General features: G+C 68.2%; 24 protein-coding genes. 11 read left to right on the forward strand and 13 right to left on the reverse strand.

Annotated elements, in window-relative coordinates; all coding sequences use genetic code 11:
* Window positions 1-97: 97 nt before the first annotated feature.
* The 4 genes from IM25_RS22240 to IM25_RS22255 form a co-directional block, all read right to left on the reverse strand.
* Window positions 98-1141 carry an iron ABC transporter substrate-binding protein gene (locus tag IM25_RS22240; protein WP_033097072.1) on the reverse strand — a complete coding sequence of 348 codons (1044 nt, stop codon included), beginning with the start codon at window positions 1139-1141 and terminating at the stop codon, window positions 98-100.
* Window positions 1142-1212: 71 nt separating this feature from the next.
* Entirely contained in the window at window positions 1213-2370 is a 1158-nt protein-coding gene (locus IM25_RS22245; protein WP_006550147.1) for a M20 family metallopeptidase, read from the reverse strand.
* Window positions 2367-3527: a M20 family metallopeptidase gene (locus tag IM25_RS22250; protein ID WP_006550146.1), complete on the reverse strand. Its 1161-nt coding sequence runs from the start codon at window positions 3525-3527 to the stop codon at window positions 2367-2369. Before IM25_RS22250 ends, IM25_RS22245 begins: the two co-directional genes overlap by 4 nt.
* Window positions 3528-3605: 78 nt before the next feature.
* A complete protein-coding gene (locus tag IM25_RS22255; protein WP_065996568.1) occupies window positions 3606-4304 on the reverse strand; it encodes an enoyl-CoA hydratase/isomerase family protein in 699 nt (232 codons plus the stop codon).
* A 66-nt stretch (window positions 4305-4370) separates the two neighbouring features.
* On the opposite strand from IM25_RS22255, the gene IM25_RS22260 reads away from it, so the two are divergent.
* Entirely contained in the window at window positions 4371-5183 is an 813-nt protein-coding gene (locus IM25_RS22260; protein ID WP_065996427.1) for a purine-nucleoside phosphorylase, read from the forward strand.
* Window positions 5180-6679, forward strand: coding sequence for a phospho-sugar mutase (locus IM25_RS22265; RefSeq protein WP_052040026.1), 1500 nt, complete (start codon window positions 5180-5182; stop codon window positions 6677-6679). The genes IM25_RS22260 and IM25_RS22265 overlap by 4 nt, the downstream gene beginning before the upstream one ends.
* Before the next feature lie 54 nt (window positions 6680-6733).
* On the opposite strand, the gene IM25_RS22270 is transcribed toward IM25_RS22265, so the two are convergent.
* Window positions 6734-7435 (reverse strand): MspA family porin, encoded by a 702-nt coding sequence (locus IM25_RS22270; RefSeq protein ID WP_051121491.1) that lies wholly within the window; start codon window positions 7433-7435, stop codon window positions 6734-6736.
* Window positions 7436-7600: 165 nt separating this feature from the next.
* A complete protein-coding gene (gene upp, locus IM25_RS22275) occupies window positions 7601-8224 on the reverse strand; it encodes a uracil phosphoribosyltransferase (protein WP_024101551.1) in 624 nt (207 codons plus the stop codon).
* A 112-nt stretch (window positions 8225-8336) separates the two neighbouring features.
* On the opposite strand from upp, the gene IM25_RS22280 reads away from it, so the two are divergent.
* From IM25_RS22280 to IM25_RS22300, 5 genes are read left to right on the forward strand one after another with little or no spacing between them, the layout of a single operon-like run.
* Window positions 8337-8672 (forward strand): type VII secretion target, encoded by a 336-nt coding sequence (locus tag IM25_RS22280; protein ID WP_052040025.1) that lies wholly within the window; start codon window positions 8337-8339, stop codon window positions 8670-8672.
* Window positions 8669-9664: a C40 family peptidase gene (locus IM25_RS22285; RefSeq protein ID WP_065996428.1), complete on the forward strand. Its 996-nt coding sequence runs from the start codon at window positions 8669-8671 to the stop codon at window positions 9662-9664. Before IM25_RS22280 ends, IM25_RS22285 begins: the two co-directional genes overlap by 4 nt.
* Before the next feature lie 60 nt (window positions 9665-9724).
* Window positions 9725-10039: a hypothetical protein gene (locus tag IM25_RS22290; protein WP_006550134.1), complete on the forward strand. Its 315-nt coding sequence runs from the start codon at window positions 9725-9727 to the stop codon at window positions 10037-10039.
* The gene (locus tag IM25_RS22295) at window positions 10036-10404 is read left to right on the forward strand and encodes a YbaB/EbfC family nucleoid-associated protein (RefSeq protein ID WP_006550133.1); all 369 of its coding nucleotides are present in this window, start codon (window positions 10036-10038) and stop codon (window positions 10402-10404) included. The genes IM25_RS22290 and IM25_RS22295 overlap by 4 nt, the downstream gene beginning before the upstream one ends.
* A gap of 60 nt (window positions 10405-10464) precedes the next feature.
* Complete coding sequence (locus IM25_RS22300; RefSeq protein ID WP_033097070.1) at window positions 10465-11703, forward strand: hypothetical protein; 1239 nt, start codon at window positions 10465-10467, stop codon at window positions 11701-11703.
* 117 nt (window positions 11704-11820) lie between these two features.
* On the opposite strand, the gene IM25_RS22305 is transcribed toward IM25_RS22300, so the two are convergent.
* From IM25_RS22305 to IM25_RS22315, 3 genes are read right to left on the reverse strand one after another with little or no spacing between them, the layout of a single operon-like run.
* Entirely contained in the window at window positions 11821-12906 is a 1086-nt protein-coding gene (locus tag IM25_RS22305) for an adenosine deaminase (protein ID WP_033097069.1), read from the reverse strand.
* Window positions 12907-12962: 56 nt separating this feature from the next.
* Entirely contained in the window at window positions 12963-14246 is a 1284-nt protein-coding gene (locus tag IM25_RS22310) for a thymidine phosphorylase (RefSeq protein WP_024101555.1), read from the reverse strand.
* Complete coding sequence (locus IM25_RS22315) at window positions 14239-14658, reverse strand: cytidine deaminase (protein ID WP_065996429.1); 420 nt, start codon at window positions 14656-14658, stop codon at window positions 14239-14241. Before IM25_RS22315 ends, IM25_RS22310 begins: the two co-directional genes overlap by 8 nt.
* Before the next feature lie 253 nt (window positions 14659-14911).
* On the opposite strand from IM25_RS22315, the gene sdhC reads away from it, so the two are divergent.
* From sdhC to IM25_RS22335, 4 genes are read left to right on the forward strand one after another with little or no spacing between them, the layout of a single operon-like run.
* Window positions 14912-15319, forward strand: a complete 408-nt coding sequence (sdhC, locus tag IM25_RS22320) for a succinate dehydrogenase, cytochrome b556 subunit (RefSeq protein ID WP_071935442.1) — start codon at window positions 14912-14914, stop codon at window positions 15317-15319.
* Between the two features lies 1 nt (window position 15320).
* The gene (locus tag IM25_RS22325) at window positions 15321-15761 is read left to right on the forward strand and encodes a succinate dehydrogenase hydrophobic membrane anchor subunit (protein WP_006550127.1); all 441 of its coding nucleotides are present in this window, start codon (window positions 15321-15323) and stop codon (window positions 15759-15761) included.
* Window positions 15762-15776: 15 nt separating this feature from the next.
* Window positions 15777-17528, forward strand: coding sequence for a succinate dehydrogenase flavoprotein subunit (gene sdhA / locus IM25_RS22330; protein ID WP_024101557.1), 1752 nt, complete (start codon window positions 15777-15779; stop codon window positions 17526-17528).
* Window positions 17528-18304, forward strand: coding sequence for a succinate dehydrogenase iron-sulfur subunit (locus IM25_RS22335; protein ID WP_006550125.1), 777 nt, complete (start codon window positions 17528-17530; stop codon window positions 18302-18304). Before sdhA ends, IM25_RS22335 begins: the two co-directional genes overlap by 1 nt.
* Before the next feature lie 156 nt (window positions 18305-18460).
* On the opposite strand, the gene IM25_RS22340 is transcribed toward IM25_RS22335, so the two are convergent.
* The 4 genes from IM25_RS22340 to IM25_RS22355 form a co-directional block, all read right to left on the reverse strand.
* A complete protein-coding gene (locus IM25_RS22340) occupies window positions 18461-18691 on the reverse strand; it encodes a LapA family protein (RefSeq protein WP_231414000.1) in 231 nt (76 codons plus the stop codon).
* 68 nt (window positions 18692-18759) lie between these two features.
* Window positions 18760-19788: a YhjD/YihY/BrkB family envelope integrity protein gene (locus tag IM25_RS22345; protein WP_033097067.1), complete on the reverse strand. Its 1029-nt coding sequence runs from the start codon at window positions 19786-19788 to the stop codon at window positions 18760-18762.
* Window positions 19789-19804: 16 nt separating this feature from the next.
* Window positions 19805-20845, reverse strand: a complete 1041-nt coding sequence (gene trpS, locus IM25_RS22350; protein WP_026061260.1) for a tryptophan--tRNA ligase — start codon at window positions 20843-20845, stop codon at window positions 19805-19807.
* 75 nt (window positions 20846-20920) lie between these two features.
* Window positions 20921-21724 carry an exodeoxyribonuclease III gene (locus tag IM25_RS22355; protein ID WP_065996430.1) on the reverse strand — a complete coding sequence of 268 codons (804 nt, stop codon included), beginning with the start codon at window positions 21722-21724 and terminating at the stop codon, window positions 20921-20923.
* Between the last annotated feature and the right edge of the window lie 198 nt (window positions 21725-21922).

Raw genomic sequence — 21922 nt, forward strand, 5'->3', positions numbered from 1 at the left:
GCGACGGGTGCGAGCGCGAACACGGCAACACCCAGCGCGGCCGTGGCCAGGATCGGCCGGCCGCGTCGGGTACCGACGCGCGGCGTCGCGAGGGTGATCAGATGAATTCCAGTTCCTGCAGGAGCGCCTGTGTTTCGGCCAGGGACGCCAGTTCGGCCAGTTCGATGTCGGAGGTCCCGATCTCGGAGAGCGGGCGCAGGTCGGTCTGGGTTTCGGTCCCCTCGACGACCGGATACTCCGCGGTCTCGTCGGCGAAATAGGTCTGCGACTCGGGCGAGAGCAACGCTGCCACGAACTGCTCGGCCTGCTCGCGCTGGTCGGTAGTGGCGAGCACCGCGGCGCCGGCGATGTTCACCAGGGCACCGGGATCGCCCGCGTCGAAGAAGTGGAGCTGCACGGCAAGGTTGTCGGCGCCCTTCTCGTCCGCGAGCCCGTACCAGTAGTAGTGATTGGTGAGGCCGAGGGTCACCTGGCCGGTGTCGACGCCCTCCATGAGAGGTCCGTTGCCTTCGAAGGCGACCGGTTCGTTGGCCTTGAACGCCTCGAGCCATTCGCGGGCACCGTCCTCGCCCCGGGAGACACGGAGTCCGGTCACGAACGACTGGAACGACGCATTGGTCGGCGCGAAGCCCACCTGGCCCTTCCACTTCGGGTCGAGGAGCCCGTCGATCCCGCTCGGCAGGTCCTGCGGCTGCACCTTGTCGTCGTTGTAGACCAGGACGCGAGCCCGTGCAGAGGTGGCGACCCAGGTGCCGTCCTCCGCGCGGTAGTTCTCGGGCACCTGATTCGTCACACTCGCGGGCAGCTGCTCGAGCAGACCCGAACGGTCGAGCAGACCGAGCGCGCCGGCATCCTGGCTGAAGACCACATCGGCGGGCGATGCGGCACCTTCTTCGACGAGCTTGCCCGTGATCTCCGGCGTGCCGCCGTAGACGACGTCGATCGGGAAACCGAGAGTGCCTTCGAGTTGTTCGACGAGCGGGCCCACCAGGTTCTCGCTACGCCCGGAATAGAGCGTGAGCGCCTCCCCGTTCGAAGCGTCCGGGGTGGTGTCGACCGAGCCGCTGTCGCTGCACGCGGCGAGAACGGCGACGAGCGTGGCTGCCGTCAGCCCTGCGCCGATCCGGTGTCGAAGGGACATCGATTCCTCCTGGTATGGGTGAGCTCACACATCCTACCGTTCAGGTAAGCCTGAGCTTACTTCGGACTGCGTCACGCAGCGCCGAGAACCAGATTCGTCATCACCCGCACACCCACGGCCAGCGCCCGCTCGTCGAGATCGAAGGTGGGCTGGTGGATGTCGAGTTCGGGCCCGACCCCCGGCCATACCCCGAGCCGCCCCATGGCGCCGGGGACGTGTTCGAGATACCACGAGAAGTCTTCTCCCCCACCGGATTGTGGGGTGTCCGCGAGGGCGTCGGGGCCGGTCGCGCGGATCGCGTCCTCGAACATGCGCGCCGACACCTCGTCGTTGACCACCGGCGGCACGCCGCGGCGATAGTTCAGTTCGTAGCTGACACCGGTGGGCGCGAGCAGACCGTGCACGATCTCGCGGACCATCGGTTCGAGCAGCTGCCAGGTGTCGTGGTCGCCGGTGCGGACGGTGCCCGCGAGCATGCCGGTGCGCGGGATCGCGTTCGGTGCCTTGCCGGCGCTGACCGCACCCCACACCATGACGGTGCCGGTGCGCGGATCGATGCGACGGCTGAGCATGCCGGGAAGACCCGTGATGACGGCACCGAGGCCGTAGACGAGATCGCCGGTCAAGTGCGGCCGGGAGGTGTGCCCACCGGGTGAGTCGAGGACGAGTTCGACAGTGTCGGCCGCCGAGGTGATCGCCCCGACCCGCATACCGACCTTGCCCGCCTCGAGACGCGGGTCGCAGTGCAAGGCGAAGATTCGCGCGACCCCGTCGAGTCCGCCCGCCGCGACGACGTCGAGCGCCCCGCCCGGCATGACCTCCTCCGCGGGCTGGAAGACCAGCCGGACACCGATCGGCAATTCGGGCATCGAGGCCAGCGCCAGACCTGCACCGAGCACGACGGTGGTGTGGGCGTCGTGCCCACACACGTGCGAGACACCGGGGACGGTGGATTCGAACGGCAGGCCGGTGGCCTCCTGCATCGGCAGGGCGTCCATGTCTGCACGCAGGGCGATGCGCGGTCCGCCGGTCGGACCGAGATCGCAGATCAGGCCGGTGCCGCGAGGCAGGACCTTCGGCTCCAGTCCGGCCGCGCGCAGGTGCTTCGCGACGAACTCGGTGGTGGCGTACTCCTGCCGGGCGAGTTCGGGATTCGCATGGATGTGACGGCGCCAGAGCGAGAGGTCCTCGGTGTGGCGGTCCAACCACTTCTCGACGTAGGGGTTCATCGACGGCCGGCCTGTTCGAGGAGCCGTGCCCGGTGGACCGGATCGGTCGCCGCGCGTACGGCGGTCGCTGCGAGCGCACGCGCTCCGTCGAGTACTGCCCGATCGGCGGACTCGGTGACACACGCGGCCGCGAATGCAGCCTGATGTGTCACCGCGCCACCGGAGTCGAGTCCGATGACCGGATGGATTCCCGGCACCACGTTCGTCACGTTTCCCATGTCGGTACTGCCCAGGGGGCGCGCTCCTTCCTCCTCGACGGGCAGCGGTCGGCGCCCGAGATCGATGATCTCCTCACGATATGCCTGCACCAGCCACGGATCGGGAGTGAGTTCGGTATAGGTCGGCGAGACCGTCCGGATCCGGTGGTTGCATCCGGTGGCCAGCGCCCCGGCGGCGAAGCAGTTGCGTGCGCGGTCGACGAGGTCGTCGAGGAGTTCGCTCGTCCCGGCCCGCAGGTAGTACAGCAGTTCGGTGTGGCTGGGCACGATGTTCGGTGCCGTCCCGCCCTGCGCGACGATGCCGTGGATCTGCTGCCCGGGATGCAGGTGCTGCCGCAGCAGTCCGACCGCGACCTGGGCGACGGTCGCAGCGTCGGCAGCGTTGAGCCCGTATTCGGGGGCCGCGGAGGCGTGCGCCTCGCGGCCGTCGTACTCGACGGCGATGTCGGCGAGGGCGAGCGACGTCGCCCCGGTGATGTCGAACGGGCCGGGATGCACCATCATCGCCGCACCGACGCCGTCGAAGACGCCGCGTTCGAGCATGAGGACCTTGCCGCCGCCGGTTTCCTCCGCGGGGGTTCCGACGACGCGGACGGTCACGTCGAGTTCGTCGGCGAGCGCAGCGAGACCGATCCCGGCGCCCACGGCCGACGCCGCGATGATGTTGTGGCCGCACGCGTGCCCGATGCCCGGCAGTGCGTCGTACTCGGCGCAGAACGCGAGGACGAGTTCGCCGCTGCCGAACCGCGCATCGAAGGCGGTGGGCAGGTCGGCGATGCCGGTGGTGACCTCGAAATCGTGGTCGCGCAGCACCTCGACGATCTTCGCGGCGCTCCGGTGTTCCTCGAACGCGAGTTCCGGTTCGGCGTGGATGGAATGCGACAGGCCGACGAGGGTGTCGGAAGCAGCCTCGATCGCCGTGGCGTAGTCGGTCGTCACGGGGTCCAGTCTGTCATGCTCACCGCGTCCCGATCGATCGGCGCGTACGACCGGTTCGTCGACTTCGCGGCGGGGCGATCAGCCGAACCGGAAGTTCGACGCGTCGGTCCGGATCTCCAGTGCCGAGATCAGCGGCGCGTGCAGACCGCGCTTGATGCCCGACAGATTTGGCCCGCGGGTGGCGGTGAGCGCCGCTGCGCGCTCGACCGCCGTTGAGAGCACGGCGTCACCGGTGACGGCCTGCTCGGCGATGCCCGCGGCCACGGCGTCCTCACCGCCGTAGCGACGGCCGGTGGTGATGGCCTCGACCGCCGTCTGGATCGGCAGGCGGGGACGGATCAGCGCGGACATCCCGACGGTGAACGGCATGTTCAGCTGCACCTCGGGCAGACACCAGTAGCCGCGGTCGCCGCGCATCACCCGGAAGTCGTGCACGAGCGCGAGCATCGCGCCGGCACCGAAGGCGTGCCCCTGCACGGCCGCGACCGTCGCCGCCGGGAAGGTGAGCAGCCGCACATAGAGGGCGTGGACGGAGTCCAGATAGCCCGGCAGATCCGGCAGGTTCGCGCCGACCCAGTCGATGTCGAGTCCGTTGCTCCAGAACTTTCCGGTCGCCGCGGTCACGAGGGCGGCGGGTCCGTCGTGCGCTTCCACCTCGTCGAGGAGGGAGTGGATCGCGGCGAGACGATCGGGGTGGAACCGGTTCTCGGAGACCTCCGCGTCACGGTCACCGAGATGCAGGACGAAGACGTCGCCGTCACGTTCGAGGTAAGGCATGCGCGTCAGCATACCGCGCCTACTTACCCACGAGTAACAAGCTGTGAGCGATTAGGGTCCGATGCCATGGGAGAACCCGATCACGTCTTCGACCCCACCGCGGCCGCCGCCGCCGCAGCCGCCGCTCTCGCCGAACGGACGGGGGTCGCCGAACACTCCGTCGCCGTCGTCCTCGGGTCCGGCTGGCGGGCCGCAGTCGAGAGTTTCGGCATCCCCGTCGCCACGATCCCGATGAGCGAGCTGCCCGGTTTCGCACCGCCGACGGCGGCAGGGCATGCCGGGAACATCCACTCCGTGCGCGCCGGTGACAACGCCGTCCTCGTCCTCGCCGGCCGCATCCACGCCTACGAGGGGCACGACCTCGCCCGCGTCGTCCATCCCGTGCGCACGGCAGTCGCAGCGGGTGCCCGCACCGTCGTCCTCACCAATGCGGCGGGCGGCATCGATCCCGAGTTCTCCGTGGGACAACCGGTTCTCATCTCGGACCACCTCAATCTCACCGGTCGCTCGCCGCTGGTGGGTGCCCAGTTCGTCGACCTCGTCGACGCCTACTCGCCGGATCTTCGTGCACTCGCCTGCGAGATCGATCCGTCGCTGCGCGAAGGGGTCTACGCCGGTCTGCCCGGGCCGCACTACGAGACCCCGGCGGAGATCCGGATGCTGCGCACCCTCGGCGCCGACCTCGTCGGCATGTCCACGGTCCACGAGACCATCGCGGCGCGCGCGGCCGGAGCGCGCGTGCTCGCGGTCTCGCTGGTGACCAACGCCGCGGCCGGCATCACCGGCGCTCCCCTCGACCACACCGAGGTACTGGCCGCGGGTCGTGCGGCCGCGACCCGGATGGGCGATCTTCTGCGCGATCTGGCGGCCCGGCTGTGACGCTGCGATTCGGCACCGCGGGGTTGCGCGGCCCGGTCGGCGACGGACCGGACTGCATGAACGTACCCGTCGTCGTCCGCACCACCGCCGGACTCGCGGCGTGGCTCGAGGCGAACGGGCAGGGCGACGGCACCGTCGTCGTCGGCCGCGACGCCCGTACGGGCTCAGCGGAATTCCACACCGCCGCGGCAGAGGTTCTCGCCGCGGCCGGCTTCGAGGTCGTCGCGTTCGGAGAGCCGCTCCCCACCCCGGTGACCGCCTTCGCGGTACGGGCGCTGGGCGCCGTTGCGGGCGTGCAGATCACGGCATCGCACAATCCCGCCGCCGACAACGGGTACAAGGTCTATCTCGCCGACGGAGCGCAACTGGCCGCACCCGCCGATCGGGAGATCGAAACGGCGATCGACGCCGTCGGTTCCGCCGCGGACGTGCCCCGGATGCCGGTCGCGCCGTCGGGTGACGACCTCGTCGACCGCTATCTCGCCCGGGTCGCGTCGCTCCCCCGCTCGCCGCACCGAGGCATGCGCATCGCCCTGACGGCACTGCACGGTGTCGGCGGCGAGACGGCAGTCGCGGCCCTGCGTTCCGCGGGATTCGACGACATCCACGTCGTGGCGTCCCAGTTCGCACCCGACCCGGCGTTTCCCACCGTCGCCTTCCCCAACCCCGAGGAACCGGGCGCAACAGAGGCTCTGCTCGCGCTGGCGGCCGAGGTCGACGCCGACATCGCCCTGGCGCTCGATCCCGATGCCGATCGTTGCGCCGTCGGTGTCCCGGGCCCGCGGGGATGGACGATGCTGCGCGGCGACGAGACCGGGGTCCTGCTCGGCGACCGGATCCTCGCGTCGTCACCGCCCGGCTCACTGGTCGCGACCACCATTGTCTCGTCGACCATGCTGGGGCGACTCGCGACCGCACGCGGCGCGCGATATGCGCAGACGCTCACGGGTTTCAAGTGGCTCGCCCGCGCCGGTGACGGCCTCGTCTACGCGTACGAGGAGGCGATCGGGCACTGCGTCGATCCGGACGCTGTGCGCGACAAGGACGGCATCGCGACCGCCGTAATGGTCGCCGACTACGCGGCCGATTTGAAGCAGGCCGGCCGGACACTGCTCGACGCACTCGACGACCTGCATCGCGAACTCGGTGTCCACGTCGGCGATCAGGTGTCGATCCGCGTCGACGACCTGCAGCGCATCGGCACCGTGATGACGCGACTGCGTGCGGAGCCGCCGACGACCCTCGCGGGTCTGGAGGTGACCGCGACCGATCTCGCCGAGAGCCCGGGACCGATGCACACCGACGCTCTCGTCTTCGAGAGTCGCGAGGACGTCGCGGGCGGGCCGAGGGTGCGCGTGGTGGTGCGCCCCTCGGGCACCGAACCGAAGCTCAAGGTCTACCTGGAGGTGGTCACGGATCGGGACCGCCCGGCGGCGGAAGCGATACTCGACGCCCTGCGCGGATGGGCGGCCTCGCTCGGTGACGAGAACCCCTGACCCGGCCGGATCCGGCCGGGCCAGGACCCGATTCGATCAGACCTGCTGCTGCAATCAAACCTGCTGCGGCACACCGTAAGTGACGACGGTGTTCCGGTCGGCGGTGACAGCCTTCAGGTACGGACGGATCATCACCGGCCCGATGGCTCCCGAGACCGAGCCATGCACGCCGGCGATCCGGATGGTCGTCGAGCTGCCGTCGAACTCGAAGCCCTCGACGATCGGGACGGACGTGATGCCGCCCGGCTCGAGCGGGATCTCGATCTCCTGGGACGGGATGATGTCGCCGCTGAGCGAACCACCCGCCTCCAGGCCGAGATCGAGCGAGGCACCACCTTCGTTGTCGAGCGAGAGGCCGATGGCCGCACCGTTGTCCACACCCCAGGACAGGCTCGGAGTGATGACGGTGACCGTCGCCCCCGGCAGCGCGACCGGGTAGCCGACCTGGAAACCGACCTCCACCGCCGTCCCGACGAAGTTCGCCGCGTTCGGACCGGTGATCCGAACGGTAGCAATCTCGTCGTGGAAGAACTCGACACTCAGCGGTGAGCTGTCGAGCGGCGGCACCGACTGTGTCGAGGTGTCGGCCTGGATCACTTCGACCGCGTGCCCTCCGTCCAACGGCAGGATGCGCGAGTTGTCGACAGCGGCCGCAGCCGTGCCGTGACTCGTCACTGCGGCGAGGACGGCGACCGCGCCCACCGAAGCCGCTCTGACACTTCCACGAATCAGATTGCGGGAGAAGATTCTTGCCATTCCGCCGACCCCATCTCTGGCTGTACCTACGCAGTGGACTTCACACGGAGCACACCGAGCGTAAGAAGAAATCGAGACCTGCGGGTTGTTTTTCGATAACGAGACGACTGCGGTCGGGTGTCACATCCGTACCGTCAGTCACACGAGTAACACACGACGCGCGGTTTATCGCGGCCCGAACTGCCTGTCCCCCGCATCGCCGAGACCCGGCACGATGTACTTGTTCTCGTTGAGACCTTCATCGACCGACGCCGTGACCAACCGGACCGGATGACCCGAGGCAGCAAGGGCCTCGACGCCCTGCGGCGCCGCGACCACACAGATCGCGGTGATATCCGTGGCACCGCGCTGGGCGAGGATGTCGAGGGTGTGCACCATCGACCCCCCGGTCGCGAGCATCGGGTCGAGCACGAAGACGGGAAGACCCGACAGGTCCTCCGGCAACGACTCCAGATAGGGCACCGGCTCGAAGGTCTTCTCGTCACGAGCGAGACCGACGAAACCGACCTGCGCCTGGGGAATCAGGGCGTGGGCCTGTTCGACCATGCCGAGGCCGGCGCGAAGAACCGGGACGAGCAGCGGAGGCTGCTGCAACCGTACCCCCGTCGTCACCGCGACCGGCGTCTTGACGTCGAACGTCTCGGTGGGCGCATCGCGCACCGCCTCGTAGACGAGCATCTGGGTGAGCCGCCTCAACGCGTGCCGGAAGGCAGCGTTGTCGCTGCGTTCGTCGCGAAGGATGGTCAGGAGCGAAGCAGCGAGCGGATGGTCGACGACGAGCGAATCCATGTCCGAAGGATAGAACGACGGAACCGATCGGCAGTCGGGTGCGTCGAACCAGGCAGGGACGGAACCCTCCGAAGGCGCCGAATCCCACATCAACGACGCGAGAGGCGACGAGGTGACCGAGAACTCCGGTAGGGACGCGATACGGATCGACACGAGTGCCGTCGGGAGGTTCGGCGACGACGCCGTCGAACTCGCCGCGCGCCTGCACGAGGCCGCCGAACGGACACGGCACGGCGACCCCTCGACGCTGAGCGCCGCACTGGGTCCGATCGGGGCACCCGTGCTCGCCGCTCTCACCGCGACCCACTCCGCGCACGTGCGCGATCTCGGCCGGCTCGGCGACCTGCTCGGCGGAATGGGAGACGCCGCGAAGGCCTCCGTGGCCGCCTACGAGCACACCACCGACGACACCGCCGCACGACTCGACTCCGTCGTGGAGTCACTGTGATCGGAGGGGATCTGCTCGTCGCTCCGCTGACCGGCCTGCTCGACGCGTTCGGCACCGCGCTGCCACCCGGCGTCGATCCGGGTGAGATGGTGCGCATCGGTGCGCAGTGGGCCGAGGAGGTACATGCGACCGGGCGCGACGCTGTCGCCGAGCTCGCCTGGGCCTGGGGTGGCCCGGCCGCCTCGCAGGCGATCGCGAGTGCCGAGCAGGTCCTCGCCGACGTCCTCGCGGCGGCCGATCGTGGGTCGGCACTGGCCGGGATCGCGCTCGAGGCGACCGTCACGGTGGTCACCGGTGCGGCCGAGATCACTCGTCTCGTCGACTCGTTCGTCACCTTCGCCGAGCAGGCCGCACCCGCGACGTCGCTTCCACAGGGGCAGCTCGCGCTCCTCGCAGTGGCGATCGACCACCTCGTCGCCGGGCTGGACGTGCTGACACAGGTGACCGGAACGCTCGCGGAGCTGACCGATCGGGCGTCCGCACTCCTTCCACCCGAGCCCTCCGCTCCCCCGATCGACTCCGGTCACCATCCCGGCCCCGCCCCGGCCGGCGACGAGCCACGTTCGCTCCACACCTTCGGTGGAGGGCTCTCGACGGGCGTGGAGGTGCGGCTTCCGGACGGCAGCGTCAGCCTGGCACCGAACGAGACCGCTGCGGCAGCGGTGCGTCACGCCCTCGCCCAGCAGGGCACCCCGTACGTGTGGGGCGGCACGAGTCCCGGCTCCGGCCTCGACTGCAGCGGACTGACGCAGTACGCCTACGCGCAGGCCGGGGTCGAACTGCCGCGGTTGGCCCAGGAACAGGACGTCGGCACACGGGTGGATCCTGCAGCCGCCCTGCCCGGAGACCTCGTCGTGTGGGACGGGCACGTGGCGATGGTGGTGGGCAACGGCCTCATGGTCGAGGCGGGCGACCCCGTCTCCGTGACGCCGATGCGCACCAGCAACGGTGGAATGGCCTTCCACGGTGTCTACCGCCCGACCGCCGGCTGATTCCGGAGAATCTCCGCACCGGGCGGGAACCGGCCGGGCTCGCGCTGCGTCCAACCCGATATGGACAGCACGACGACGGAACCGATCACGGCCACCGCCCACAACCGGGCCGGGACGATCTCGGTGCGCACGACGGACGGTGGACTACCCGTGGACCTTCGCATCGACCCCCGCGAGTTACGTTACGGAGCACGGCAACTGGCCGATCAGATCCTCGCCTTGAACCGGCAGGCCGCTCTCGAGGCCGCGGTGGTCCGCGGCGAACGCCTCGCCGCCGAAGGTGTCCCCCGCGAGATCCTCGACCGGATGCGGCTGCCGTCCCGCGCCGACCTGGCGGACGGACCGACCGATCGTCGTGGAAGTCTCGTTCGATGAGCGAACCGATGGTGGAGGCGATCGTCGACCGAGCCCACGTCCGGCTCGATGCGCTCGAACGCACGGTGGAGAGGCTCGGCGCGGTCCGGGGCACCGCGAGCAGTCCCGACGGACGCGTGACCGCCCGTGTGGACGGTTCGGGAGCGCTCGAAGGACTCGAGCTGGCCGAGCCGATCGGCGGCACCGACCCCCGCGAACTGGCCGCGGTGATTCTCGCGACCGTGCACGACGCCGCACGGCAGGCCGCTGCCGCGCGCGTCTCCGCGATGGACGAGCTCCGCGCGGCCCTCGACGCGAGCGACGCCGGTCCGGTCGCCGTCGGTCACCACCCGGTCACCGTCGGCGACCGTCCGGTAACGCGATGAAACCGATAGCGAGCCGCCCCCGGCTATATTCTCGGCGCCGACATGGCTAGGCTTCGCGCCATGGCTGGAGACATCGTCCCGATCGAGCTCGGTCTCACCGACGGCAACCTCGTGACGCTCTGGGCGCCGCGCTGGCGCGAAGGCGACGACGAGTGGGAGGCATTCCTCGGCCACGGCGACGATCTGTACGCCTTCCCGTCGGTCCCCGAGCTCGTCGCGTTCGTGCGTTCGGGTGCCGACAACGACCTCGTCGAGCACGAGGCGTGGCCGATCGTGTCCAAGCTTGCGGCCTCGGAGTTCGAACCCGACGAACCGCACACCTACGACCTCGTCGGCGTCCCCGAACTCGTGGCCGACGATCCGGATCCCGTGTCGGTGTCCGAGCTGCAGGACACCTTCGACATCGTGAGCATCCTCGGCGACGTCTGCGATCTCGACGTCGTGACGAAGTTCTTCGAACGCGAGGAGATCGACCTCCTGTTGCAGCACGGTGTCTCGGCCTTCCGCACGCGTGAGGGCCTCGACCTGTGGAATCGCGTCGGGACCGCGGTCGTGCAGGATTGGGACGGCGTGATCGACGCGCTCGACGCCGTGATCTCCACTCCCGACGTCGATGCTGCCGTGGTCGCCGAGATCGAATCCGAGCTCGTCGCGGTCGACGAGAACGAGGTCGAGGCCGACGACACGGTCGAGGACGTCGACGCCGACGACGAGTACGAGTTCATCGACACCGATGACGAGGACGACGGCTACGAGTTCTGGGCCCGGGTCGGCATCGATCCCATCCGGATCATCACGACCGACGGCACCTGGTACTCGCTGCGGTGCTACGTGAACGACGACGCCGTCTTCCTCGGCCACGACGGCACGATCGACGTCTTCCCGTCCGAGCGCGCGCTGGCCCGCCACCTCGCCGACAACCACGACCACGACCTCGCGACGCTCGAGCCGTACACGGAGATCCAGCTCGCCGCCGTCGACGGATCGCTCGACGTGACGGTCACCGACGACAACGTCTATGTGCTCACCGGGATCGCCGACGACATCGCTCAGGGTGTTGCGGCCGTCGACCCCGACCAGCTCGAACTCGCGGTCGAGTTGTTCGTCGACGCAGCGAACTTCGCGGACGACGACTCGACGGAGGCCGCGCTCGCCGCGTCCACGGAACTCGGCTGGTTCGTCAACCACGTGATCGAACCCGACTCGGGACGCACGGCACCCAAGCCGCCGTTCGACACCGAATCCCTCGCCTGGCGCGAGCTCGAGCGCGAGTTCGAAGCGCGACTGCGTCGGCACTGACGGCAGCTCCACTTGGGCACTCCGGCGCGCGAAGTGGTCACAAAAGCGCGTTGTAACGTGCTCCGATGACCATTTCCCGCCCCGCGCACCCATAGAGGTATCTGCGGGTCGCGGTCTCTACCCGACGAGGACGGCGTATCCAGGCTTGATGACGTCGTCGATCAGTTCCAGTCGCTGGTCGAACGGGAGGAAGGCCGACTTCATCGCGTTGATCGTGAACCGTTCGAGGTCGACCCAGCTGTAGTCGAAGGTCTCGACGAGCCGCACCATCTCCTGCGTCATCGTGGTGTCGCTCATCAACCGGTTGTCGGTGTTGACGGTGACGCGGAAGCGCAGGCGGGCCAGCAGGTCGAAGGGATGCTCGGCGAGCGTGCGCACCGCGCCGGTCTGCACGTTCGACGACGGGCACAGTTCGAGGGGGATGCGCTTGTCGCGGATGTAGTTCGCGAGCCGGCCCAGAGTGGCGGTTCCGTCGTCGTGCACTTCGATGTCGTCGACGATGCGCACACCGTGGCCGAGTCTGTCGGTGCCGCAGAAGGCGACCGCTTCGTGGATGGACGGGAGCCCGAACGCCTCACCGGCGTGGATCGTGAAGTGCGCGTTGGCCGCGCGGGTGTACTCGAAGGCGTCGAGATGACGGCTGGGCGGGTTGCCCGCTTCGGCGCCGGCGATGTCGAATCCCGCCACGCCGCGGTCCCGGAAGCGCACGGCGAGTTCGGCGATCTCCAACGAGCGTGCAGCGTGCCGCATCGCAGTGAGCAGGCAGCGCACCCGGATGCGACGACCACCGGCGGCCACCTCCGATTCCCCGGCTCGGAAGCCTTCGAGGACGCGCTCGACGACCTCGTCCAGAGACAGTCCCTTCTCCAGGTGCTGCTCGGGCGCGAACCGCACCTCGGCGTACACCACGCCGTCGTCGGCGAGGTCGAGGACGCACTCGCGTGCGACGCGTTCGAGTCCTTCTGCCGTCTGCATCACGGCGACGGTGTGCTCGAAGGTCTGGAGATAGCGTTCGAGCGAGCCACTGTCGGCGGATTCGCGGAACCAGCGGGCGAGATCCGCTTCGGTGTCCGCGGGCAACGACCACCCGCACGCGTCCGCGAGTTCGAGGACCGTCCGGGGACGGAGTCCGCCGTCCAGGTGATCGTGTAGGACCACTTTGGGTGCGGTGCGAACGAGTTCGGGAGTCAGACGGCCGTTCATGATCGGGACGGTAGTCGGCGGCGGCCGGTTCCGCTCGGTCTCCGGCCACCGAGCCCCTACGCCCGGATCCGTTCGATCACGAGCGGCTGCCGAACGGGGGCCGTGTCGGAGATTCGGACACCGCCGCGGAGGGCGGCGAGCGCGTCGGGGATACGTCCCGGAGTGTCGGTGTGCAGCGTCGCGATCGGCTGCCCCGCGCGGACGCGATCACCGAGGACCGCGTGCAGTTCGATACCGGCCCCGGGCTGCACGTCCTGCCCCTGCCGTTCGCGACCGGCTCCGAGCCGCCAGGCGGCGATACCGACCTTGTACGCGTCGAGTTCGGAGACCACCCCGTCCGCGTCGGCGTGGAAGGTCTCGGTGTGGGTCGCGACCGGCAACGGCGCCGCGGGGTCGCCGCCCTGGGCGGCGATCATCGCGTTCCACCGGTCCATTGCGGTGCCGTCGCGCAGTCGGTCGGCGGGATCGACATCGTCGACACCGGCGGCGGCGAGCATCTCGCGGGCCAGGGCCAGGGTCAGCTCGACGACGTCGTCGGGTCCGCCGCCGGCGAGCACCTCGACGGCCTCCCGGACCTCGAGCGCGTTGCCCGCCGTGCGCCCGAGCGGGCTGTCCATGCGGGTGAGCAGGGCCGTCGTGGGCAGCCCTTCGTCGGTGCCGAGTTCGACCATGGTGCGCGCCAGCTCGCGGGCCTCGCCGAGTTCCTTCATGAAGGCGCCGCTGCCGACCTTCACATCGAGGACGAGGGCTCCGGTGCCCTCGGCGATCTTCTTGCTCATGATCGAGCTGGCGATGAGCGGGATCGACTCGACGGTCCCGGTGACGTCGCGCAGCGCGTAGAGCTTGCGGTCGGCGGGGGCGAGATCGGCACTCGCCGCGCACACGACCGCACCGACGGCCGGGTCGCTGAGGATCTCGGCGATCTCCGCGGTGGTCAGATCGGCCTTCCAGCCGGGGATCGCCTCGAGCTTGTCCAGGGTGCCGCCGGTGTGACCGAGACCGCGGCCCGACAATTGCGGGACCGCGACGCCGCAGGCCGCGACGAGCGGTGCGAGCGGCAGTGTGATCTTGTCCCCCACACCGCCTGTCGAGTGTTTGTCGACGGTGCGCAGGCCGAGAGCGGAGAAATCGAGACGACGACCGGAGTCGATCATGGCGGTGGTCCAGCGTGCCGTCTCGACCCGGCTCATGCCGCGAAACCAGACTGCCATCGCCAGGGCCGACATCTGGGCGTCGGAGACGATCTCGTGGGTGAACGCCTCGATGACCCAGTCGATCTCGGCGCCGGAGAGCTCGTGTCCGTCGCGCTTGCGGCGGATGACGGTGACGATGTCAGGCACGGCGGGCCTCGTTCTCCCGCACGGCCGCCAGATCGTCGGGGCCGAACGCGTCGGGGAGGAGCTCGCAGAGGCGACGCGGGCCACCCTGGGCGTCGACCTCGAGATCGGGACCGCCGTGTTCGAGGAGCACCTGCCGGCACCGGCCGCACGGGGTCAGGACGTGGCCTCGGGAGTCGCAGACGGCGACGGCCCGCAGACGCCCTCCACCCTGGGCGAACAAGTTACCGACGAGTACACATTCGGCACACAGCCCCAGTCCGTGTGAGACATTTTCCACATTGCACCCGAGGACCATCCGACCGTCGACGGTGAGGCCGGCAGCCCCCACCGGGAACCCGGAGTAGGGGGCGTAGGCTCGACCCATCACCTCATGTGCTTTGGCGCGCAACATTTTCCAGTCGATGTCCGGCATGGTTCCCCATCCTGTCACGGTGGCGTGGACGACGGTAGGCGACCCCCACTGCGCCAGATCACAGTTGGAAAGGCAAACCTAACTTCGCTTTTGGGGCCTGTACGAATGGCGCAGGAGATTGGTTCCCGAGTTTGGGATGGGTCTAGAGTCGATCCAAGTCGGTTCAGGTTCACGTCGGGCCCGTACTGCGGAATCCCCCACAGGTAGGAGCAGCTCGACGCGTCCACCATTGACGTTGGAGGCACAGCACTCGATGAGCAGCACGACTGAAGCCGCCCCCGCAAAGGCGGGGCGCACACGGTCGCTTTACCGGGGAGACCCCGGCATGTGGTCCTGGGTATTGCACCGGATCACGGGCGTGGCGACATTCTTCTTCCTTTTCGTCCACGTCCTCGACACCGCACTCGTCCGGGTCAACCCCGAGACCTACGACGCGGTGATCGATACGTACAAGAACCCGATCGTCGGCCTCATGGAGCTCGGCCTGGTCGCGATGGTCCTGTACCACGCACTCAACGGCCTGCGGGTCATGCTCGTGGACTTCTGGTCGAAGGGCCCGAAGTACCAGCGCGTGATGCTCTGGACGATCCTCGCGATCTGGTTCGTGGTGATGATCCCCGCGGCCGTTCGCATCCTCTTCAACACGTTTGCGGGGCACTGACATGACCGAAGCGAAGACTCTGGGTAAGGAATACGACCGGCCCGCAGGCCTCGACAACCCGCGCACGCCGCGGCGTGCCGCGAAGAACAACTTCGAGCTCTACGCCTGGTTGTTCATGCGCCTGTCCGGCCTGGCCCTGATCATCCTGGTCCTCGGTCACCTCTTCATCATGCTGATGCTCGATGACGGCGTGCACCGCATCAACTTCGCGTTCGTCGCAGGCCGCTGGTCCAGCCCGTTCTGGCAGTTCTGGGACCTGTCGATGCTGTGGCTCGCACAGCTCCACGGCGGTAACGGTCTGCGCACCGTCATCGCGGACTACGCACGTAAGGACTCCACCCGGTTCTGGCTCAACACGATCCTCGTCGTGTCGATGATCCTGATCATGGGCCTGGGCACCTACGTGATCTTCACCTTCGACCCGAACATCACGGCGAGCTAGGGGAGCCGAACCTTCATGCAGGAACATCGTTACGACGTAGTCATCGTCGGCGCCGGCGGCGCCGGCATGCGTGCGGCCATCGAAGCCGGCCCGCGTGCGCGCACCGCAGTGCTCACGAAGCTCTACCCCACCCGCAGCCACACCGGCGCCGCTCAGGGTGGCATGTGCGCCGCCCTCGCGAACGTCGAAGAGGACAACTGGGAGTGGCACACCTTCGACACCGTCAAGGGTGGCGACTACCTGGTCGACCAGGACGCTGCGGAGATCATGGCCAAGGAGGCCATCGACGCCGTTCTCGACCTCGAGAAGATGGGTCTTCCGTTCAACCGGACGCCCGAGGGCAAGATCGACCAGCGTCGCTTCGGTGGTCACACCCGCGACCACGGTAAGGCCCCGGTCCGTCGCGCGTGCTACGCCGCCGACCGCACCGGCCACATGATTCTGCAGACGCTGTACCAGAACTGCGTCAAGCACGACGTCGAGTTCTTCAACGAGTTCTACGCACTCGACATCACCCTCACCGAGACCGAGAACGGTCCCGTCGCGACGGGTGTCGTCGCGTACGAGCTCGCGACCGGCGAGATCCACGTCTTCCACGCCAAGGCCATCGTCTTCGCGACGGGCGGCTCGGGCCGTATGTACAAGACGACGTCGAACGCCCACACCCTCACCGGTGACGGCCTCGGCATCATCTTCCGCAAGGGCCTCCCGCTCGAGGACATGGAGTTCCACCAGTTCCATCCGACGGGCCTGGCCGGTCTCGGCATCCTCATCTCGGAGGCCGTGCGCGGTGAGGGCGGCATCCTCCGCAACGCCGACGGCGAGCGGTTCATGGAGCGCTACGCCCCCACCATCAAGGACCTCGCGCCCCGCGACATCGTCGCCCGCTCGATGGTGCTCGAGGTGCTCGAGGGTCGCGGCGCCGGACCGAACAAGGATTACGTCTACATCGACGTGACCCACCTCGGCGAGGACGTCCTCGAGGAGAAGCTCCCCGACATCACCGAGTTCTCCCGCACCTACCTCGGTGTCGACCCCGTCACCGAGCTCGTGCCCGTGTTCCCGACCTGCCACTACGTCATGGGCGGTATCCCGACCAACGTCGACGGCGAGGTCCTCCGCGACAACGAGAACGTCGTGCCCGGCCTGTACGCGGCCGGCGAGTGCGCGTGCGTGTCCGTCCACGGCGCCAACCGTCTCGGCACCAACTCGCTGCTCGACATCAACGTCTTCGGTCGTCGCGCCGGCATCGCCGCCGCGGAGTACGCCAACAGCACGAAGCACGTCGAGATGCCCGAGCAGCCGACGAAGTACGTCGACGACTGGCTCGATCTGATCCTGCACCAGGGCGGCAAGGAGCGGGTGGCCGACATCCGCACCGAGCTGCAGCAGACGATGGACAACAACGCGTCGGTGTTCCGCACCGAGGAGACGTTGACGCAGGCGCTCAACGACATCCACGAGCTGAAGAAGCGCTACAAGGAGATCACGGTCCACGACAAGGGCAAGCGCTACAACAGCGACCTGCTCGAGGCTCTGGAGCTCGGCTTCCTCCTCGAGATGGCCGAGGTCACCGTCGTCGGCGCGCTGAACCGCAAGGAATCGCGTGGCGGACACGCCCGCGAGGACTACCCGAAGCGCGACGACGAGAACTTCCTCAAGCACACCATGGCGTACAAGGTGGGCGAGGAACTGATCTCCGACATTCGCCTGGACTACAAGCCGGTGGTCCAGACCCGGTACGAGCCCATGGAGCGTAAGTACTGATGACAACCATCGAGAAGACCGACACGGGCGCGTCGACACTGCCACCCGTGCCCGAGGGCGCGACGATGGTCACCCTCAAGATCGCCCGGTTCAACCCGGAGGACGACAAGGGTCAGCACTGGGATTCGTTCCAGGTGCCGGCGCTGCCGTCCGACCGTCTGCTCAACCTGTTGGGCTACGTCAAGGGTTACCTCGACGGCACGCTCACTTTCCGTCGCAGCTGCGCCCACGGCGTGTGCGGCTCGGACGCGATGCGTGTCAACGGCGTCAACCGTCTCGCCTGCAAGATCCTCATGAAGGACATGCTGGACAAGAACGGCAAGGACGTCACGATCACGATCGAGCCGATCCGTGGCCTTCCGGTCGAGAAGGACCTCGTCGTCGACATGGAGCCCTTCTTCGACGCCTACCGCGCCGTGAAGCCGTTCCTCATCGCCTCCGGCAACGAGCCGACCCGCGAGCGTATCCAGTCGCAGGCCGACCGTGCCCGGTTCGACGACACCACCAAGTGCATCCTGTGCGCGTGCTGCACCACCTCGTGCCCGGTGTACTGGAGCGACGGCAGCTACTTCGGTCCCGCCGCGATCGTCAACGCGCACCGGTTCATCTTCGATTCGCGTGACGAGGGTGCCTCCGAGCGGCTGGACATCCTCAACGACAAGGAAGGCGTGTGGCGCTGCCGCACCACCTTCAACTGCACCGACGCGTGCCCCCGTGGCATCCAGGTGACGAAGGCGATCCAGGAGGTCAAGCGCGCGCTCATGTTCGCTCGCTGATCACCTCGCACGACAGCAGGTCCGTCCCTTCGGGGACGGGCCTGCTGTCGTCGGTGCCCACTCCGCTGTGCCCACTCCGCTGTGCCCACTCCGCTGCGCCCACTCCGCTGTGCCCACTCCCCTGTGCTCCGTTGCCGGTGGCCGAACCGATGCGGATCAGCGTCCGCGTGCGAACAGGAAGCCCGCGACCCACCCGACCGCGAAGATGATGACGAGCACCAGCCACAGCGGTGCCTGCAGCGAGATCCAGAAGAGGTCGATGCTCGTACTGTTGCGGTTCTGGAGAACGAACAGCGCAGCGAGCAGGACCAGGACGGCCGCGAGCGCTCTGCGCGGAGTCACCCGGAACGCGCGTTGGGGCGCGGCGGATCGCGTCTGTTTTGCCACGCCTCCATCGTCGCCCGTCCGCGGCACGATCGGCACCCCCGAACCGAGTTTTCACCCCGGGAGTTCGCTCATTTCCTCCGGAAGCGCAGCCCGGCGAGGAGTCCACCGACCAGGCCCGCACCGAGGATTGCGGCGCCGCGGCGCGCGTCGAGACCCTCGTGCACCTCGAGGCGAGGCGTGATGACCGCCCCTGTGGGCGCGGGATGGTGTGCGAGTGCGAGGCTCGCTCGGGACGTCGCTGCGAACGCGGTGCAGAAGAGCACCAGGCGGGCCGTGAGGTTACCGAACACGAGGATGCCGAGGATCGGGCCGAAGGCGACGCCCGCCGGGCCGTTGAGCACACGTTCGAGGTAGATCGAACCCGTCTGCTTGAGCAGTTCGAAACCGATCCCGGCGATCGCACCCGCGACGAGCGCGCTGCGGAACGGAACGGGTTCGCGGGGCAGGCGAGCGATCACCCAGGTGAACACCAGACCGGTGGCGGCAGTGGCCGCCACCAGAGCCAGAATTCGCAGACCCACGCCGATGCCGACGAGATTCTCCATGTTGAGCAGCTCGACGATCCTGCGCGCGATCGGCCCGCTGCTCAGCGCCGAGAGCCCCAACGACACGGTCATCGCGAGTCCGAGACTGAGAAGTGCGCCCCCGTCGCGCAACTTCACTACGAGGAAGTTGCCCTTGTCGCGCGGGTGCTCCCACATGGCGGTGAGGGCTTCGCGAAGATTCGTGATCCAGCCCAGACCGGCATACGAGGCGGTGAGCAGGCCGATGAGGCCGACCGCGCCGCGGGATTCGATCGCCGAGTCGATCAGGCTCTGCACGGTGCCGCCGAGCTGACCGGGAATGTTCTCGGAGATGATCTGCCGGATCTGGTCGAGCAGTTCGGGTCGCCCGGCGAGCACGAAACCGGCCAGAGAGAACACGACCATGATGATCGGGACGATCGCCAGCACCGTGAAGTAGGTCAGGCCGGCCGCGTAGTAGTCGCCCTTGTTCTCCTGGTACCGCACCCCGGCCCGAAGGACGCGGTCGAGCACCGGATGGGCCGCGCGTTGACGTTCGAGAAACCCCGGCTTCTCGTCGGGTTCGCCGGCCATCCGGGTGCTCCTTCGTCTAGGTCCGCGGCAGGAAACCCACCTTGTCATAGACCTGCGCCAAGGTGCGGGATGCGACCTCGCGAGCGCGGTCCGCGCCGCCCGCGAGAATGCGGTTCAGTTCGGCCGGGTCGGCCAGGTACTCGTCGACCTTGGTGCGGATCGGGGTGACGAACTCGGTGAGGACCTCTGCGGTGTCGGCCTTCAGATCGCCGTAACCCTTGCCCTCGTAGCCGGCGACGAGTTCGTCGATGCTGCGACCCGACAGCGCCGACTGGATGGTGAGCAGGTTCGACACTCCGGGCTTGTTCTCGCGGTCGAAACGGATCTCACGCTCGTTGTCGGTCACCGCGGAGCGGATCTTCTTCGCCGAGACCTTCGGATCGTCGAGCAGGTTGATCAGGCCCGCGTCGGTCGCCGCGGACTTGCTCATCTTCGACGTCGGATCCTGCAGGTCGTAGATCTTCGCGGTCTCCTTCACGATCGTCGGCTCGGGGACGACGAAGGTCTTGCCGAAGCGGGAGTTGAAGCGCTGCGCGAGATCTCGCGTGAGTTCGAGGTGCTGACGCTGGTCCTCCCCCACCGGCACGTGGCTCGCGCGGTAGAGCAGGATGTCGGCGGCCATGAGGATCGGATAGGTGAACAGGCCGACGCCGGCGTGCTCGGTGCCCTGCTTGGCCGACTTGTCCTTGAACTGCGTCATCCGGCTGGCCTCACCGAAACCGGTGATGCAGCTCAGGACCCAGGCGAGCTCGGCGTGCTCGGGCACCTGGCTCTGCACGAACAGCACGGACTTCTCCGGATCGATACCGATCGCGAGCAACTGCGCCACGGAGACGAGCACTCGCTTGCGCAGCAGCTTCGGCTCGTGCGGAACGGTGATCGCGTGCAGATCGGGGATGAAGTAGAAGGCGTCGTTCTCGTCCTGCGCCGGAACCCACTGCGCCAGTGCCCCGAGGAAGTTCCCGAGGTGGAACGAATCCGAGGTGGGCTGGATGCCGGACAGCACACGGGGGCGGGCCTTCGGCTTCGTGGCGTTCTGTTCTGCAGTGCTCGACATGCCGTCGATGATTCCACGCAGGCCACGCCGCGCTGCGACCGAGGTGGGCACTTCTGCGCCGATCCGCAGAAGCGGTCAGCGATCGAAGGTCACGGTCACCGGTGCATGGTCGGACCAGCGCTGGTCGTAGCTCGCTGCGCGTTCGACGCGGGCCTCGCTCGCGCGGGCCGCCAGGCCCGGGGTCACGAGGTGGTAGTCGATGCGCCAGCCTGCGTCGGTGTCGAATGCCTTGCCGCGGTACGACCACCACGAATAGGGGCCCGCGACGTCGCCGTGGAGGTCGCGCCCCACGTCGCGCCAGCCGGTCTCGAGGAGGTCGCCGACCCACGCGCGCTCCTCGGGCAGGAAGCCGGACTTCTTGACGTTTCCCTTCCAGTTCTTGATGTCCCGCTCGGTAGGGGCGATGTTCCAGTCGCCGCACACCACCATGTCGCGACCTGCGGCCGTCACCGCGGCGTACCGTTCGGCGAGGTAGGTCGCGAAGCTCTTCATGAAGTGTTCCTTCTCGTCCTGCTTCGGCGTCTGTGCTTCACCGGTCGGCAGGTAGAGGCTTCCCACCGTCACGTCGCCGAAGTCGGCCTCGATGTAGCGGCCGGCCGAGGCGAACTCGTCGACGTCGAATCCGACGCGGACGGCGTCCGCCGGGACACGCGAGAGGATCGCCACCCCGGCGCGGCCCTTGGCCGAGGACTCTGCGCCGACACAGTGCCATCCGGCCTCCAGCGCCGGGGCGATCGCGGCGTGGAACTGCTTCTCGGTGGCCCGCACCTCCTGCAGGCACACGATGTCGGCGGCCGACGAGGCGAGCCAGTCGACGAGACCCTTGGCTGCGGCTGCACGCACGCCGTTGACGTTCACGGTGGTGATCACGAGAGGCACCGGGTCACCGTAGCCGACGCCGGCGATGCCACTGCTCCACCGTGGCAGGAGCCTGCCGTGAGAGTGGCTCACCCCACGACCGCGAGTTCCACAAGACGGAACACATTCACCATTTTCTCTCATTCAGCGGAACGTCCCGAGAGTATTCCTGGGGAAACACTCATGTGTTCCATTCTGCGGATTGTTCGGACTGTTCTG

Source organism: Rhodococcus sp. p52 (assembly GCF_000763325.2).
Classification (GTDB): domain Bacteria; phylum Actinomycetota; class Actinomycetes; order Mycobacteriales; family Mycobacteriaceae; genus Rhodococcus; species Rhodococcus pyridinivorans.